General features: G+C 60.0%; 14 protein-coding genes. 11 read left to right on the forward strand and 3 right to left on the reverse strand.

The features are described 5' to 3' along the window. Positions 1 to 277: 277 nt before the first annotated feature. From BFP96_RS22620 to BFP96_RS22630, 3 genes are read right to left on the reverse strand one after another with little or no spacing between them, the layout of a single operon-like run. The gene (locus BFP96_RS22620; RefSeq protein WP_065894185.1) at positions 278 to 1,045 is read right to left on the reverse strand and encodes a TerB family tellurite resistance protein; all 768 of its coding nucleotides are present in this window, start codon (positions 1,043 to 1,045) and stop codon (positions 278 to 280) included. 1 nt (position 1,046) lies between these two features. Further along, positions 1,047 to 1,721, reverse strand: a complete 675-nt coding sequence (gene murU / locus BFP96_RS22625) for an N-acetylmuramate alpha-1-phosphate uridylyltransferase MurU (protein ID WP_065937058.1) — start codon at positions 1,719 to 1,721, stop codon at positions 1,047 to 1,049. Beyond that, positions 1,718 to 2,743, reverse strand: coding sequence for an aminoglycoside phosphotransferase family protein (locus BFP96_RS22630; RefSeq protein WP_065897256.1), 1,026 nt, complete (start codon positions 2,741 to 2,743; stop codon positions 1,718 to 1,720). The genes murU and BFP96_RS22630 overlap by 4 nt, the downstream gene beginning before the upstream one ends. A gap of 130 nt (positions 2,744 to 2,873) precedes the next feature. Here BFP96_RS22630 and BFP96_RS22635 point away from each other — a divergent pair, with 130 nt between their 5' ends. The 11 genes from BFP96_RS22635 to BFP96_RS22685 all read left to right on the forward strand — a co-directional run bounded on the left by BFP96_RS22635 (position 2,874) and on the right by BFP96_RS22685 (position 17,011). Beyond that, on the forward strand, positions 2,874 to 5,672 hold the full coding sequence (locus tag BFP96_RS22635) for an LPS-assembly protein LptD (RefSeq protein ID WP_065937059.1): 2,799 nt from the start codon (positions 2,874 to 2,876) through the stop codon (positions 5,670 to 5,672). Then, entirely contained in the window at positions 5,653 to 6,987 is a 1,335-nt protein-coding gene (locus BFP96_RS22640; RefSeq protein ID WP_082632017.1) for a peptidylprolyl isomerase, read from the forward strand. Before BFP96_RS22635 ends, BFP96_RS22640 begins: the two co-directional genes overlap by 20 nt. Beyond that, positions 6,984 to 7,973: a 4-hydroxythreonine-4-phosphate dehydrogenase PdxA gene (gene pdxA / locus BFP96_RS22645; RefSeq protein WP_065937060.1), complete on the forward strand. Its 990-nt coding sequence runs from the start codon at positions 6,984 to 6,986 to the stop codon at positions 7,971 to 7,973. The genes BFP96_RS22640 and pdxA overlap by 4 nt, the downstream gene beginning before the upstream one ends. Beyond that, the gene (gene rsmA, locus BFP96_RS22650; RefSeq protein ID WP_065885507.1) at positions 7,970 to 8,788 is read left to right on the forward strand and encodes a 16S rRNA (adenine(1518)-N(6)/adenine(1519)-N(6))-dimethyltransferase RsmA; all 819 of its coding nucleotides are present in this window, start codon (positions 7,970 to 7,972) and stop codon (positions 8,786 to 8,788) included. The genes pdxA and rsmA overlap by 4 nt, the downstream gene beginning before the upstream one ends. Positions 8,789 to 8,989: 201 nt before the next feature. Further along, positions 8,990 to 9,370 (forward strand): Co2+/Mg2+ efflux protein ApaG, encoded by a 381-nt coding sequence (gene apaG, locus BFP96_RS22655; protein WP_065885506.1) that lies wholly within the window; start codon positions 8,990 to 8,992, stop codon positions 9,368 to 9,370. Continuing rightward, the gene (locus BFP96_RS22660; protein WP_065937061.1) at positions 9,370 to 10,221 is read left to right on the forward strand and encodes a symmetrical bis(5'-nucleosyl)-tetraphosphatase; all 852 of its coding nucleotides are present in this window, start codon (positions 9,370 to 9,372) and stop codon (positions 10,219 to 10,221) included. The genes apaG and BFP96_RS22660 overlap by 1 nt, the downstream gene beginning before the upstream one ends. Positions 10,222 to 10,230: 9 nt before the next feature. Continuing rightward, positions 10,231 to 10,560, forward strand: coding sequence for a thiosulfate sulfurtransferase GlpE (glpE, locus tag BFP96_RS22665; RefSeq protein WP_065894173.1), 330 nt, complete (start codon positions 10,231 to 10,233; stop codon positions 10,558 to 10,560). Positions 10,561 to 10,845: 285 nt separating this feature from the next. Continuing rightward, on the forward strand, positions 10,846 to 12,768 hold the full coding sequence (locus tag BFP96_RS22670) for a PrkA family serine protein kinase (RefSeq protein WP_065885503.1): 1,923 nt from the start codon (positions 10,846 to 10,848) through the stop codon (positions 12,766 to 12,768). A gap of 113 nt (positions 12,769 to 12,881) precedes the next feature. Continuing rightward, positions 12,882 to 14,153 (forward strand): YeaH/YhbH family protein, encoded by a 1,272-nt coding sequence (locus tag BFP96_RS22675; protein WP_065885502.1) that lies wholly within the window; start codon positions 12,882 to 12,884, stop codon positions 14,151 to 14,153. Further along, positions 14,150 to 15,715, forward strand: a complete 1,566-nt coding sequence (locus tag BFP96_RS22680; protein ID WP_065885501.1) for a SpoVR family protein — start codon at positions 14,150 to 14,152, stop codon at positions 15,713 to 15,715. The genes BFP96_RS22675 and BFP96_RS22680 overlap by 4 nt, the downstream gene beginning before the upstream one ends. Before the next feature lie 63 nt (positions 15,716 to 15,778). After that, positions 15,779 to 17,011 (forward strand): multifunctional CCA addition/repair protein, encoded by a 1,233-nt coding sequence (locus tag BFP96_RS22685; protein WP_065937062.1) that lies wholly within the window; start codon positions 15,779 to 15,781, stop codon positions 17,009 to 17,011. Positions 17,012 to 17,034 lie beyond the last annotated feature (23 nt).

The following is a 17,034-nucleotide window of genomic DNA, read 5'->3' on the forward strand; positions in this document are numbered from 1 at the left end:
GCGTTTTGCTTACTTTTGCGCTTTTCAAAAGTGAGCCGCCGTCAGGGCGGAACCCTAAGCAGCCGTTACCGCAGAAACGGATATGTACTCGGTCCAATCCAACATCCTGGCTAGCCCAGAGGCCGCCATCGGGGGCAAGCCCCCTCCCACATTTTGACCTCGGAGCGTCAGGTAGATACGCGTTAGCTCCCTCGCCACAGGTGCGGTGTAGCACCAAAACTGTGTAGATACCTATGGCCATCGGGGGCAAGCCCCCTCCCACATTTGATCGGCGATGTCAGCGAAAGTCCCGCCGCTCGCGAATCAACGCATAAGCGTTATGCAACTCACGGGTACGCTCGGTCGCCTCGCGCACTTGCGCGGGGCTGGCGCCACTGCCGGCGATCTTGTCCGGGTGATGGCGACTGAGCAGGCGGCGATAGGCGCGCTTGATTACCGACGGCTCAGCGGTCGCCGTCACCCCCAGAATCCGCAACGCCTCCTGATAAGCCCCGACACGGTTCACCAACGGCTTGCGCGCCGGCGCGTAATCGGAGGCCAACGCGCGGATTTGTTGCGGCGTCCAGCCCAGCCATTTGCCCCACCGTTCGATCAGGTCACGCTCGGCATCATCCGCCCGGCCATCCGCCCAGGCCATCCGCCAGCACGCACGTAGAACACCCTCGGCGGCATGGGGTTGCGCCTTGAGCACGCGCAGATAACTGCGCACACGGTCAGTGCCGGACTTGCCACGATTAAACGCCATGATGGCTCGGCGCTGGGCCGGCTCGGTCATGTCCAGTGCGCGCATTTCCTGGCGCGCCTGCTGGATATGCCCGTCCACAATGCGACCGTTGCTTTTGGCCAGGCGCCCCAGCAGCACGAACAACAATTCGTCGTTGCGCAACGCGGGGCGGCCGCCAAGGCGTTCGCGCAACTGCGCCCAGCTGTGCAATTGCAGGCGCCGGTCCAGCGCCTGCCCCAGCAATGCACCCAACAAAGCCCCCGGAATGCTGGCAATCGCAAAGCCAGCCCCGGCGCCGATCAGCGTCCCTGGCCACAGCATCCTATCGTCCCGCTGTCAGCAAGGTTTCGACCTGCGCCAGACGTTCAAGCGTTCCGACATCCACCCAGCGTCCCTTCATGTGTTCACCCGTCACCCGACCGTTGGCCATCGCCGCGCGCAGTAACGGCGCCAGCTTGAAGGCACCCGCACTGCAACCCGCGAACAATTGAGGGTCGAGCACGGAAATGCCACTGAAGGTCAGGTTATCGGCACCGGGCGCCGCATCATGAAGCACGCCGTCGTCCAGGTAGAAATCCCCGCCGGACGGATGATGTGCCGGGTTGTCGACCATCACCAGATGGGCCAGGCCCTGGAGCGGTCGCGTCAATTGGCTGAAGTCGTAATCGGTCCAGATATCGCCGTTTACCACCAGGAACGGCTCGTCACCCAGCAACGGCAGCGCCTGGAAAATCCCGCCGCCGGTTTCCAGCGGCTCGCCTTCAGCTGAATAACGGATACGCACGCCGAACTGGGCACCGTCACCCAGGTAGCTTTCGATCTGCTGACCGAGCCAGGCGTGGTTGATCACGATCTCGGTGAAGCCGGCCTTGGCCAGCGCTTCAAGGTGATACTCGATCAGCCGTTTGCCGCCCGCCTGCACCAGCGGTTTGGGCGTATGCAGCGTCAGCGGGCGCATGCGCTCGCCCTTGCCGGCCGCCAGGATCATCGCTTTCATACGCAAGCCTCGGCCGGTTGGCGCAGGCTGCTGAGCAGCTCACCCAGGTCACTTAACTCCGGCCGGTCGGCCAGCACCGCTTCTATATAAGCAAAGAAGCGCGGCACGTCCGCCAGATAGCGTGGTTTGCCATCGCGGTGGCAGATCCGCGCGAAGATGCCGATGACCTTGAGGTGACGCTGCACGCCCATCAGGTCGCTGGCACGCAGGAACTCTTCAAAATCATCCTGCACAGGGATGCCCAACTCACTGGCGCGTTCCCAGTAGCCGCGCTGCCACGCGCGCACGCGGGCCTGGGGCCAGCTGAGGAAGGCGTCTTTGAACAGACAGGTAATGTCATAGGTCACCGGGCCATAGACCGCATCCTGGAAATCCAGCACCCCAGGGTTAGGCTCGCTGATCATCAGGTTGCGCGGCATATAGTCGCGGTGCACCAGCACATTGGGCTGGGCCAGGGCGCTGTCGATCAAGCGGTCACTGACGCGTTGCCAGAGGGCCTGCTGGCAGGTATCAAGCTCGATACCCAGGTGCCGGCGTACGTACCATTCAGGGAACAACTCAAGCTCGCGACGCAGCAGGGCGACGTCATAGCTGGGCAACGGCGCGTCCATCGGCAACTGCTGGAACGCCAGCAGCGCATCGATGGCGTCGGCGAACAATTGATCGGCGTTTTGCTCGTCAATCACGTCCAGATAGGTTTTTCGGCCCAGGTCATTGAGCAAAAGAAAGCCTCGGGGCAAATCTTCTGCATAAATTTTTGGCACATTAATTCCCGATTTCGCGAGCAAATGTGCGATATCGACGAAAGGTTTGCAGTTTTCCTGGGGCGGTGGCGCGTCCATTACGACGAATGTATGCGCCCCACCCTCCCACCGGAAGTAACGCCTGAAACTCGCGTCGCTGCTGGCCGCGGTCAATGTGGCCGGGGGTACGGGGCCCCAGTCCTGAGCGTTGAAGAGAATCGGTAACTGCTCATCCAGCCAGACTTCCAGCTGTTGTAAACGTAGATCGTGCTCGGGCATTACAAGGGTCTCCGACGGCGCTAGCCGTCAAGCGGGGCATGCTTTATTATCACGCATCTTTTTCAGACCATCGAGAGGCGTGCGGCCCAAACCGCGGGCAGATGGCACGCAGGAAGCCCGGACTAATAAGATGGCATTGAAATCCCCCGCGTTTCGTAGAAAATTTCCGTTGCTGGTAACCGGCAGTCTGCTGGCCTTGCAACCTTTCGCCACCTCATTCGTGGTCGCCGCGGAACAGTATGACTGCTCAGTCTCTGCTTCGGGTGCCTGGGATTGCGCGCCGAAAACGGCCGCCGCCCCATTGCCACCGCGCCCGGTGCATGACGGTTCTGCCGTCAGCTCGGCCAACAGCACGCCGCAGGGCGAGGCTGGCGGCAGCGTCGACGCCGAGCCCAAGACCATGCTGGTCACCGAAGCCAAGGGCCGTGGGCTGCGTTCGCGCAGCAAAGACTACAGCCACCTGGACTGGGTGCCTCGCGAGAAACTGACCGCAGCACAGTTGGCCGAAACCGGCCCTTACTGCGGCGGTGCCTACATCGAGCCGACGCGTCCTGGCATGAATGACAAGACGAACAAGAGCGATGCGCCGACCTTCATCGGTGCCAAGGCTTCCCGTTACGAGCAGGAACAGCAGGTCGCCACACTGGCCGGTGACGTCGTCATGCGCCAGGGCAGCATGCAGCTGGAGTCCGACGAAGCCAGCCTGTACCAGGCCGAGAACCGTGGCGAGCTGAACGGCAACGTGCGCCTGCGCGACAACGGCGCGCTGATCGTGGGCGACCGTGCCCAGGTCCAGCTCGACACCGGCGCGGCCCAGATCGACAACGCCGAGTACGTGATGCACAAGTCGCGTATCCGCGGTAATGCGCTGTACGCCAAGCGCGCCGAGAACGCGATCATCCGTCTCAAGGACGGTACGTACACCACCTGCGAGCCGGACAGCAACGCCTGGCAGCTCAAGGGCAACAACATCACGTTGAACCCGGCCACCGGTTTCGGTACGGCCACCAACGCGACGTTGCGGGTCAAGAACATCCCGATCCTGTACACCCCTTACATCTACTTCCCGATTGACGACCGCCGTCAGTCCGGCTTCCTGCCGCCGAGCTTCAGCACCGGTAGTGAAACCGGCTTTACCCTCGTGACGCCGTACTACTTCAACCTGGCACCGAACTACGACGCCACGTTGTATCCGCAATACATGACCAAGCGCGGCATGCTGATGGAAGGCGAATTCCGCTACCTCACCAAGTCCAGCGAAGGCCAGTTCGGCGGGGCGTACCTGAACGACGACAACGACGAGCGCAAGAACCAGACTGATAGCGAAAAAACTCGCTATATGCTCAATTGGCAGCATAAGGGCGGGTTGGATTCACGTCTGACGTCGATGGTTGATTACACCAAGATCAGCGACCCCTACTACTTTCAGGATCTGAAGTCCTATGAAGAAGGCGTGGAGAATCGCAACTTCGTCAACCAACAGGGCACCCTGACCTATCGCGGTGATACATATCAGGCCCGCGTGAACGCTCAGGCGTACCAGCTGGCAACGGTTTCGGAGTTCACTCCGTACGACCGCCTACCGCAGATCACCTTTAATGGTGCACTGCCGTATCATCCCGGCGGCCTGGACTTTGCCTACGAAACTGAAGCAGTGCGGTTCGATCGAGATCTCCAGAAGGGCTCCTACACCGACAAAGACGGAGCGGTCTCCTCCCGCCTCGACAACAACGTCTTGGGGCTGAGCCGTGCCAATGGTACTCGTCTGAGCGCCGCTCCTAGCGTCTCTCTGCCGCTGAACTGGACCTACGGATTCATTACGCCAAAACTCAAATATGTCTATACCAAATATGACCTCGATTTGGACAACACCGGCAAGAACGACCTGCTAGTCAACAGATTAGGGGCCTCGTCCCTGGGTGAGACCTTCAATAGCTCCCAAGACCGTGCCTTACCCATTGCCAGTATCGACAGCGGCCTCTACTTCGACCGCAACACTCAATATTTTGGTAGTAATTACAGGCAAACTCTGGAACCACGCTTGTTCTATCTCTATGTCCCCGAGAAAGATCAGAAAAACATTCCAGTATTCGACACCAGCGAAACTCCGTTCAGCTTTGACTCGCTGTTCCGCGACAACCGCTTCACTGGCGGTGACCGTATAGGCGATGAAAACAAACTGTCGCTGGGCCTAACCAGCCGCTGGATACGAGACGACGGCCTCGAACGCCAACGTATTAGTATTGGCCAAGCTGTGTACTTCAAAGACCGCGAAGTGCAACTGCCTGGTGTCGATGCAAAAACGCGTGACGACGCCCACGAGGATGTTTCTCCGATCGCTCTGGACTACTCATTCCGTTTCAACCGCGATTGGCGTGCTACAGCCGACTACAATTGGGACCCTACAAGCCACAGTCCTCGCTCCGGCAGCGCAATGTTTCACTACCAGCCGGAAGACAACCCGAACAAGGTTATTAACGTCGGCTACCGCTATCGCAATGACCAAGTGGTATACAACCAGCTGACCGGCAAATGGCAATTCGGGGGTGACTACGGCTCTGAAGGTAATCCTAATTTCATCAAGGATTACTACAAAATCCAGCAACACGACTTCTCGATGATGTGGCCGATCATTCCACAGTGGAACCTGATCACCCGCTGGCAGTATGACTATGCACGTAACCGTACCCTGGAAGCCTTTGGTGGTTTCGAGTACGACAACTGCTGCTGGAAACTGCGCGTCATCAACCGTTACTGGGTTTCCAACGACGAATACAGCCAGATCGCCCCGCTTAACGAAAAGGGTGACCACGGGCTCTTCTTCCAGATCGTCCTCAAAGGACTCGGCGGCCTGACCGGCGCCAAGGTAGAGAGCTTCCTCGACAAAGGCATTGAAGGTTATCGTGAACGTGAAGACAAAGCTTTCTGAGTGTTTGCGCCCGCTAGTGCTGGGCGCGCTGTTCCTGGGTGCCGCCTCGGCGCATGCCGCGGTGCAACAGCTGGATAAAGTCGCAGCCATCGTCGATAACGACGTGATCATGCAGAGCCAGCTGGACCAGCGGGTCAAGGAAGTTCAGCAGACCATCGCCAAGCGTGGCGGTGGTGTGCCGCCGACCAGCGTCCTGGAGCCCCAGGTGCTGGAACGCCTGATCGTCGAAAACCTGCAACTGCAGATCGGCGAGCGCTCCGGCATCCGTATTTCGGACGAAGAGCTGAACCAGGCCGTCGGCACCATCGCTCAACGCAACAACATGAGCATCGATCAGTTCCGCGCAGCCCTGGCGCACGATGGCCTGTCCTATGAGGACGCGCGTGACCAGATCAAGCGTGAAATGATCATCAGCCGTGTACGTCAACGTCGAGTAGCGGAGCGGGTGCAGGTGTCGGAGCAGGAAGTGAAGAACTTCCTGGCCTCGGACCTGGGCAAGATGCAACTCTCCGAAGAGCTGCACCTGGCCAATATCCTGATCCCGACGCCAGACAGCGCCAACGCCGAGCAGCTCAATGCCGCCGCGGCCAAGACCCAGGCGATCTACGACCGCCTCAAGGCGGGTGCTGATTTCGCTCAAATGGCGATTGCCCAGTCCGGCAGCGACAACGCGCTCGACGGTGGTGACATGGGCTGGCGTAAAGCCGCTCAACTGCCGCCGCCGTTCGACCGTGAGCTCAGTGCCATGAACGTGGGTGACATTACCCAGCCGGCACGTACTCCAGGCGGCTTTATCATCCTCAAGCTGCTCGGCAAGCGCGGCGGCGAGACCTCGCTGAAGGACGAAGTACACGTTCGTCATATCCTGGTCAAACCCAGCGAAATCCGCACCGAAGCACAAACCAAGGAACTGGCCCAGAAGATCTATGACCGCATCGAAAGCGGTGAAGACTTCGCCACCCTGGCCAAGAGTTTCTCGGAAGACCCAGGCTCGGCCCTCAACGGCGGCGACCTGAACTGGATCGACCCGAAAGCCCTGGTGCCGGAGTTCCAGCAGGTGATGGCCGATACGCCGCAAGGCGTGCTGTCCAAGCCGTTCAAGACCCAATACGGCTGGCATGTGCTGGAAGTCCTTGGCCGTCGCGCCACTGACAACACCAACCAGGCCCGTGAGCAGCAAGCCCTGACCGTACTGCGCAACCGCAAGTACGACGAAGAGCTGCAAACCTGGTTGCGTCAGATCCGTGACGAAGCCTACGTAGAAAACAAACTGCCGGCCGCTGAGCAAACAGGCACCGACCAGGCAGCGCAGTGAAACCCCAGCGTTTCGCGGTAACACCCGGCGAGCCGGCCGGCATTGGTCCAGACCTGTGCCTGCTGCTCGCCTCGCAACCCCAGCCACACCCCCTGATTGCCATTACCAGCCGCGACCTGCTCCTTGAGCGGGCCGCGCAACTGGGTGTGGCTGTCAACCTGCTGAGCGTTGCACCGGGCAACTGGCCCGACCTGCCGGCGCCGGCGGGCAGCCTGTATGTGTGGGACACCCCGCTGCATGCCAAGGTCGTCGCCGGGCAACTGGACAAGGCCAATGCGGCCTTTGTGCTGGAAACCCTGACCCGCGCCGGCCAAGGCTGCATCGACGGCGACTTCGCCGGCATGATCACCGCGCCCGTTCATAAAGGCGTGATCAACGAATCCGGTATCGCCTTCTCCGGCCATACCGAATTCCTGGCCGAACTCACCCACACCGAACAAGTCGTGATGATGCTGGCCACCCGTGGCCTTCGCGTCGCGCTGGTCACCACCCATCTGCCGCTGCGCGATATCGCCGACGCCATCACCGCCGAGCGCATAGAACGCGTCACGCGCATCCTGCACGCCGACCTGCAACACAAATTCGGCATTGCCCAACCGCGCATCCTGGTCTGTGGGCTCAACCCCCACGCCGGTGAAGGCGGCCATTTGGGCCATGAAGAAATCGACATCATTGAACCGACATTAGAGCGTCTGCGCCAGGAAGGCATGGACCTGCGCGGCCCATTGCCCGCAGACACTCTGTTTACCCCCAAATATCTGGAGCACTGCGACGCAGTGCTGGCGATGTACCATGACCAGGGGCTGCCCGTGCTGAAATACAAAGGCTTCGGCGCCGCAGTCAACGTGACACTGGGCCTGCCGATCATCCGCACCTCCGTCGACCATGGCACTGCCCTGGACCTGGCGGGCAGCGGCAAGATCGATACCGGCAGCCTGCACGTGGCCCTGGAAACCGCCTATCAGATGGCCGAGACCCGTATATGACCGAGCATTACCAACACCGGGCGCGCAAGCGCTTCGGGCAAAACTTCCTGCACGACGCTGGCGTGATCGACCGCATCCTGCGCTCCATCCATGCCAAGCCAGAAGACCGCCTGCTGGAAATCGGCCCGGGCCAGGGCGCACTGACCCAAGGCCTGCTGGCCAGTGGCGGTCAACTGGATGTGGTGGAGCTGGACAAGGACCTGATCCCGATCCTCAATCAGCAATTTGCCGGCAAGCCCAACTTCAACCTGCATCAGGGCGATGCGCTGAAGTTCGACTTCAACACCCTCAACGCCGCGCCCAACAGCCTGCGCGTTGTCGGTAACCTGCCGTACAACATCTCCACCCCGCTGATTTTCCACCTGCTGAACAACGCCGGGATCATCCGCGACATGCACTTCATGCTGCAAAAAGAAGTGGTGGAGCGCCTGGCCGCTGGCCCAGGTGGCGGTGATTGGGGCCGGCTGTCGATCATGGTCCAGTACCACTGCCGCGTCGAACACCTGTTCAACGTCGGCCCGGGCGCGTTCAACCCGCCGCCGAAGGTCGACTCGGCCATCGTGCGCCTGGTGCCCCATGCCGTCCTGCCGCACCCGGCCAAGGACCACAAACTGCTCGAGCGTGTCGTACGCGAAGCGTTCAACCAGCGCCGCAAGACCCTGCGCAACACGCTCAAGGCGCTGTTGAGCAATGCCGAGATCGAAGCTGCCGGCGTCGATGGCAGCCTGCGTCCCGAGCAACTGGACCTGGCCGCATTCGTGCGCCTGGCCGACCAGTTGGCTATCCAGCCTGCGCCAGCAGCAGAGCAGGTGTAAGGACAAATGTGGGAGGGGGCTTGCCCCCGATGAGGTTGTGTCAGTACAGGAAGGTTTAACTGAACCACCGCTATCGGGGGCAAGCCCCCTCCCACACTTGAACCCTGTCATACCCGACTGCATGTCTGGCCTAGTGCCCACCTCTTGGCCTAGACTGACCCGCATCTGCTGTCCTCCGCTTTTGCTTTTAAGGCCTCTTGCATGTCCGATCCTCGCTACCAGATCGACGTCAGCGTCGTCACCCGCTTCCTGGCGGACCAATCGCAACCCGAACTCAACCGCTTTGCCTTTGCCTACACCATCACGGTGAAAAACAACGGGCTGGTGCCGGCCAAGTTGCTGTCACGCCATTGGGTGATCACCGACGGTGACGGTCAGGTTGAAGAAGTACGCGGCGCGGGCGTTGTCGGCCAGCAACCGTTGATCGACATCGGCGCCAGCCATACCTACAGCAGCGGCACGGTGATGACCTCCAGGGTCGGCACCATGCAGGGCTCGTATCAGATGAAAGCCACCGACGGCCACTTGTTCGACGCGACCATCAAGCCCTTCCGCCTCGCGGTGCCCGGAGCCCTGCACTGATGGCGACGTACGCGGTCGGTGACCTGCAAGGGTGCCTGGAGCCCCTCAAGTGCCTGCTTGAACAGGTCGCCTTCGACCCCGTGAATGATCGCCTGTGGCTGGTCGGCGACTTGGTCAACCGTGGCCCGCAGTCGCTGGAAACCCTGCGCTACCTCTATAACCTGCGCGATTCGCTGGTCTGCGTACTGGGCAACCATGACCTGCACCTGCTCGCGGCCGGCCAGAACATCGAGCGCCTGAAAAAAGGCGACACCCTGCGCGAGATCCTCGAAGCACCGGACCGCGCCGAGTTGCTGGAATGGTTGCGCCGACAAAAGCTCATGCACTACGACGAGGCCCGTAACATCGCCCTTGTCCACGCCGGCATCCCACCGCAATGGACCTTGAAGAAAGCCCTCAAGTGCGCCGCCGAAGTCGAAAGCGCCCTGGCCGATGACAATCTGTACACCGCCTACCTCGACGGCATGTATGGCAACGAGCCAGTGAAGTGGGACAACGAGCTCACCGGCGTTGCCCGCCTGAGAGTGATCACCAACTATTTCACGCGCATGCGTTTCTGCACGGCGCAGGGCAAGCTGGACCTCAAGAGCAAGGAAGGCGCCGACACCGCCCTGCCCGGCTACCAGCCCTGGTTCGCCCACAAGGAACGCAAGACCCGGGACACGAAAATCATCTTCGGCCACTGGGCCGCCCTTGAAGGCAAATGCGAAGAACCCGGCGTGTTCGCCCTCGACACCGGCTGCGTGTGGGGCGGCGCCATGACCCTGATGAACATCGACACCGGCGAGCGTATCAGTTGCCAGTGTGAATCCCCTGCACCCACCCTACAGACGGCCGCCGCCAAGCCCTAGGAGCCCGCCATGAGCGAATTCAAACGTATCCCTCCCGAACAAGCCCAGGCCCTGCGCGAGCAAGGCGCCGTGGTCGTCGATATCCGTGACCAGCCGACTTACGCTGCAGCCCACATTGCCGGCGCCCAGCATCTGGACAACGTCAACATCGCCGACTTCATCCGCGCCGCCGACCTCGACGCGCCGGTGATCGTGGCGTGCTATCACGGTAACTCCAGCCAAAGCGCCGCAGCATATCTGGTCAGCCAGGGCTTCTCCGACGTTTATAGCCTCGATGGCGGCTTTGAGCTGTGGCGCGCGACCTATCCTGCGGAAATTTCTTCAAGCGATTCGCAATAATTTTTTTCACACCCCGCTACCCCGCGTGACGCTTGGGCTTGCGCCGTTTCTGACGAACGGCGCAGCCAAACTAATTACGTATCGCGCCTTGAACTCCCCGATTACCAACTATCCTTAAGTGCAGGCCATCCAAATCAGGGGAGAGCCGGTACACCGGCGCGCGGGTCATCGGTAGCGTTTCAGGGTGTTCTGGGGGGAAAACAGCCATTGGGGAACGCCAATGGCTGCCAGCATCGACTGATTGATCCGGCGTCGGCTCCACGTATCGAGCGAGGTGACGACGTCATGAGTATCTTTAGCCACTTCCAACAACGTTTCGAGTCCACACAGCAGGAAGAACTCACGCTTCAAGAGTATCTTGAGCTGTGCAAACGGGACCGCAGCACCTATGCGTCTGCCGCCGAACGCCTGCTGCTGGCGATTGGCGAGCCGCAGCTGGTAGACACCTCGAACAATTCGCGCCTGTCGCGAATATTCTCCAACAAGGTGATCCGGCGTTACCCGGCCTTTGAAGACTTCCACGGCATGGAGGAATGCATCGACCAGATCGTCTCCTACTTCCGCCATGCGGCCCAGGGCCTGGAAGAGAAGAAACAGATCCTCTACCTGCTCGGTCCCGTTGGTGGCGGCAAGTCGTCCCTGGCGGAAAAACTCAAACAACTGATCGAGAAGGTGCCCTTCTACGCCATCAAGGGCTCACCGGTGTTCGAGTCGCCTTTGGGGCTGTTCAACGCCACCGAAGACGGTGCGATCCTCGAAGAAGACTTCGGCATCCCCCGGCGCTACCTCAATACCATCATGTCGCCCTGGGCCACCAAGCGCCTGTCCGAGTTCGGCGGCGATATCAGCCAGTTCCGGGTGGTCAAGCTCTACCCATCGATCCTCAACCAGATCGGCGTCGCCAAGACCGAGCCGGGCGACGAGAACAACCAGGACATCTCGGCGCTGGTGGGCAAGGTCGATATCCGCAAACTCGAAGAATTCCCGCAGAACGACGCCGACGCCTATAGCTACTCGGGCGCACTGTGCCGGGCCAACCAGGGCCTGATGGAGTTCGTGGAGATGTTCAAGGCGCCGATCAAGGTGCTGCACCCACTGCTCACGGCCACCCAGGAAGGTAACTACAACAGTACCGAAGGCCTGGGCGCGATTCCGTTCACCGGGATCCTGCTGGCGCACTCCAACGAATCGGAATGGCACACCTTCCGCAACAACAAGAACAACGAAGCCTTCATCGACCGTATCTACATCGTCAAGGTGCCGTACTGCCTGCGGGTCAGCGATGAAATCAAGATCTACGACAAACTGCTGTTCAACAGCTCGCTGGCCAAGGCCCATTGCGCCCCCGACACCCTGAAGATGCTCGCCCAGTTCACCGTGCTGTCGCGCCTCAAGGAGCCGGAGAACTCGAATATCTACTCGAAAATGCGCGTGTACGACGGTGAAAACCTCAAGGACACTGATCCCAAGGCCAAATCGATCCAGGAATACCGTGACACGGCGGGCGTCGATGAAGGCATGAACGGCCTGTCGACACGCTTCGCGTTCAAGATCCTCTCCAAGGTCTTCAACTTCGACCCCCACGAGATCGCCGCCAACCCGGTGCACCTGCTCTACGTGCTGGAGCAGCAGATCGAACAGGAACAATTCCAGGCCGAAACCCGCGAGCGCTATCTGCGTTTCCTCAAGGAATACCTGGCGCCGCGCTATATCGAATTCATCGGCAAGGAAATCCAGACCGCCTACCTGGAGTCCTACAGCGAGTACGGCCAGAACATCTTCGACCGCTACGTGCTGTACGCCGACTTCTGGATTCAGGACCAGGAATACCGCGATCCCGAAACCGGCGAAATCCTCAACCGCGTGGCGCTCAACGAAGAGCTGGAGAAGATCGAGAAACCCGCCGGCATCAGCAATCCGAAGGATTTCCGCAACGAAATCGTCAACTTCGTGCTGCGCGCCCGCGCCAACAACAACGGCAAGAACCCAACCTGGCTCAGCTACGAGAAACTGCGGGTGGTGATCGAGAAGAAAATGTTCTCCAACACCGAGGATCTGCTGCCGGTTATCAGCTTCAACGCCAAGGCGAGCAAGGAGGACCAGCAAAAACACAACGACTTCGTCACACGAATGGTCGAGCGCGGCTACACCGACAAACAGGTACGACTGCTCTCCGAGTGGTACCTGCGGGTGCGCAAATCGCAATAAGGCAGCGACAGGTGCTCACTGCCAGGCGTTACGCCTGGCAGTCGACCGCTTGTCCTTAAGCTTCCAGCTCGCGGCTTGAAGCTTGTAACGTGAAGCTGCCCGGAGGGCTCCCCATGAGCTATGTGATCGACCGACGCCTCAATGGCAAGAACAAGAGCACGGTAAACCGCCAGCGTTTCCTGCGGCGTTACCGTGACCATATCAAAAAGGCGGTTGAAGAGGCCGTCAGCCGCCGCTCCATCACCGACATGGAGCATGGCGAACAAATCAGCATTCCGGGACGCGACATCGACGAACCCGTGCTGCACCACGGCCGGGGCGGCAAGCAGACCGTTGTGCATCCCGGCAACAAGGAGTTCACCACGGGTGAACACATTGCGCGCCCTCAAGGAGGCGGTGGAGGCAAGGGCGCGGGCAAGGCCGGCAACTCCGGCGAGGGCATGGACGAATTCGTGTTCCAGATCACGCAGGAGGAGTTCCTCGAATTCATGTTCGAGGACCTGGAGCTGCCCAACCTGGTCAAACGCAACCTGACCGGCACCGACACCTTCAAAACCGTACGCGCCGGTATCAGCAACGAGGGCAACCCGTCCCGTATCAACATCATCCGCACTTTGCGCTCAGCCCACGCCCGTCGGATCGCCCTGTCAGGCAGCAGCCGTGCAAAGCTCAAGCACGCCAAGGAAGAGTTGGCGCGTTTGAAGCGCGAAGAACCGGATAATTTCGGCGATATCCAGGAAATAGAAATCGAAATCGAGAAACTCAGCGCGCGTATTCACCGTGTGCCGTTTCTTGACACCTTCGATTTGAAATACAACCTGCTGGTCAAGCAACCCAACCCCAGCTCCAAGGCCGTGATGTTCTGCCTGATGGACGTGTCCGGCTCCATGACCCAGGCCACCAAGGACATCGCCAAGCGTTTCTTTATCCTGCTGTACCTGTTCCTGAAACGGAACTACGACAAGATCGACGTGGTGTTTATCCGCCATCACACCAGCGCCCGGGAAGTCGACGAAGAGGAATTCTTCTACTCGCGCGAAACCGGCGGCACCATCGTCTCCAGCGCACTGAAACTGATGCAGGAAATCATGGCCGAACGCTACCCGGCCAATGAGTGGAACATCTATGCGGCCCAGGCTTCCGACGGTGACAACTGGAACGACGACTCGCCGATCTGCCGGGATATCCTGATCAACCAGATCATGCCTTTCGTGCAGTACTACACCTACGTCGAAATTACCCCCCGTGAGCACCAGGCGCTGTGGTTCGAATACGAGCGTATCGGCGAAGCCTTTGCCGACACGTTCGCCCAGCAGCAACTGGTCTCGGCCGGCGATATCTACCCGGTCTTCCGTGAACTCTTCCAGCGCAGGTTAGTGACATGACCGCCAAAAAAGAGCATAAGCGCCAACCTATCTCCACCGGGTCCGAGTGGACCTTTGAACTGATCCAGGCCTATGACCGGGAAATCAGCCGCATCGCGGCCGGTTATGCGCTGGACACCTACCCCAACCAGATCGAAGTGATCACCGCCGAACAGATGATGGACGCCTACGCCTCCGTCGGCATGCCGCTGGGTTATCACCATTGGTCCTATGGCAAACACTTCCTCAGCACCGAAAAGTCCTACACCCGCGGCCAGATGGGCCTGGCCTACGAGATCGTGATCAACTCCGACCCGTGCATCGCCTACCTGATGGAAGAAAACACCATCTGCATGCAGGCGCTGGTGGTGGCCCACGCATGCTACGGGCATAACAGCTTTTTCAAGGGCAACTACCTGTTCCGCACCTGGACCGATGCCAGTTCGATCATCGATTACCTGGTGTTCGCCAAGCAGTACATCATGCAATGCGAGGAGCGCCACGGCATCGACGCGGTAGAGGATTTGCTCGACTCCTGCCACGCCCTGATGAACTACGGCGTCGACCGTTACAAACGCCCCTATCCGATTTCGGCAGAAGAAGAACGTCTGCGCCAGCAGGAGCGTGAGGAACACCTGCAGAAGCAGATCAACGATCTGTGGCGCACCATTCCAAAGCGTGCCGGCAAAAACAGCGACAAGGACAATGCACGCTTCCCCGCCGAACCTCAGGAAAACATCCTGTATTTCCTGGAAAAGCACGCCCCTTTGCTGGAACCCTGGCAGCGGGAAATCGTGCGCATCGTGCGCAAGATCGCCCAATACTTTTATCCGCAGCGCCAGACTCAGGTGATGAACGAGGGCTGGGCGACGTTCTGGCATTACACCCTGATGAACGACCTGTACGACGAAGGCCTGGTCACCGACGGCTTCATGATGGAGTTCCTCACGTCCCACACCAGCGTGGTGTTCCAGCCCGGGTTCGATAGCCCCTATTACAACGGCATCAACCCCTACGCACTGGGCTTTGCGATGTACCGCGACATCCGTCGCATGTGCGAGCACCCAACCGAAGAGGATCGCCGCTGGTTCCCGGAAATCGCCGGCAGCGACTGGCTGTCCACCATCAAGTTCGCCATGAGCAGTTTCAAGGACGAGAGTTTCATCTTGCAGTACCTGTCCCCGCAGGTGATTCGCGATCTGAAGCTATTCAGCATCATGGACGACGACCTCAAGGAGGACCTGGTGGTGCCGGCTATCCATGACGAGCCGGGCTATCGGACTATCCGCGAAACCCTGGCGGCGCAGTACAACCTGGGCAACCGCGAGCCCAACGTGCAGATCTACAGCATCGATGTGCGCGGGGATCGCTCGCTGACCTTGCGTCACCAGCAGCACGACCGCAAACCCCTGGGCGAATCTACCGAAGAAGTGCTCAAGCACCTGCACCGGCTATGGGGCTTCGATATCCACCTGGAAACCCTGCAGGGCGACCAAGTGATGAAAACCCACCATGTCCCACCGCGCAGCGATCACAACGACAACGACTACGGCCGCCTGGACCTGGCCGTCGTGCATCTCTGAAACGGCAAAGCCTCCATTGGCCAGGCACAGGCGGTATCCTGTGCCGCTAATGGAGGCTTTTTCATGAAAATCTACAAAGTCGGCGGTGCGGTGCGTGATCGCCTGCTGGGCATCAAGGTCACCGACATCGACCGCGTCGTTGTCGGCGCCACCACCGAAGAGATGCTGGCCAAAGGCTTCAAGCCGGTCGGTGCTGATTTCCCCGTGTTCCTGGACCCGAAAAACGGCGATGAATACGCCCTGGCCCGCACCGAACGCAAAAGTGGCCGGGGTTACGGCGGCTTCGTATTTCACGCCAGCCCCGAAGTCACGCTGGAAGAAGACCTGATTCGTCGCGACCTGACCATCAATGCCATGGCTGAAGACGATGAGGGTAATCTGACCGACCCTTACCACGGCCAGCGCGATCTGGACGCGCGTATTTTACGTCACGTATCGCCCGCTTTCGCCGAAGATCCCTTGCGAGTGCTGCGCGTTGCGCGCTTCGCCGCGCGTTATGCGCACCTCGGATTCACCGTGGCTGCGCCAACGCTTGCGCTGATGCGTCAGCTCAGCGAATCCGGCGAACTGGAGGCGCTGACCCCGGAGCGCAGCTGGAAAGAAATTTCCCGGGCACTGATGGAAGATCAGCCTCAGGTGTTTATCCAGGTGCTGCGCGACTGCAATGCGCTGAAAACCTTGATGCCGGAGGTGGATGCGCTGTTCGGCGTGCCGCAGCCCGCAGCCCATCATCCCGAGATCGACACGGGCCTGCACACATTGAGCGTGTTGGAGCAGGCGGCCTTGTACAAGCAACCGCTGACCGTACGCTGGGCCTGCCTGCTGCACGACTTAGGCAAGGGCCTGACGCCTGTGGATAAGTTGCCGCAGCATATTGCCCACGAACATCGGGGCTTGAAGCTGATCAAGACCGTCAATGAACGCTTCAAAGTGCCAAGGGATTGCCAGGAACTGGCGCTGCTGGTGGGCCAATATCACACCCACGGCCATCGAGCCTTGGAACTGAAGGCCTCGACACTACTGGAGTTGCTGCAGAGTTTTGACGTCTACCGTCGCCCGCAACGCTTTGAGGAGTTTGTGCTCGCCTGCGAGATGGATGCGCGGGGTCGCAAGGGCTTTGAACAGCGAACTTATCCACAGGCCGATTATTTGCGTGGCGCAGCGAAGGTTGCGCGCGAGGTGCAGGTAGCACCGTTGCTGGAAAAAGGCTTCAAAGGCCCCGCGCTGGGTGAGGCGCTCAAGCGCGAACGGCTTAACGCACTCAAAGCCTACAAGGAACAACAAAGCCCATTGTAGGAGCGAGCTTGCTCGCGAAAAAC

This window comes from Pseudomonas sp. 34 E 7 (assembly GCF_900005715.1).
Lineage (GTDB): Bacteria > Pseudomonadota > Gammaproteobacteria > Pseudomonadales > Pseudomonadaceae > Aquipseudomonas > Aquipseudomonas orientalis_A.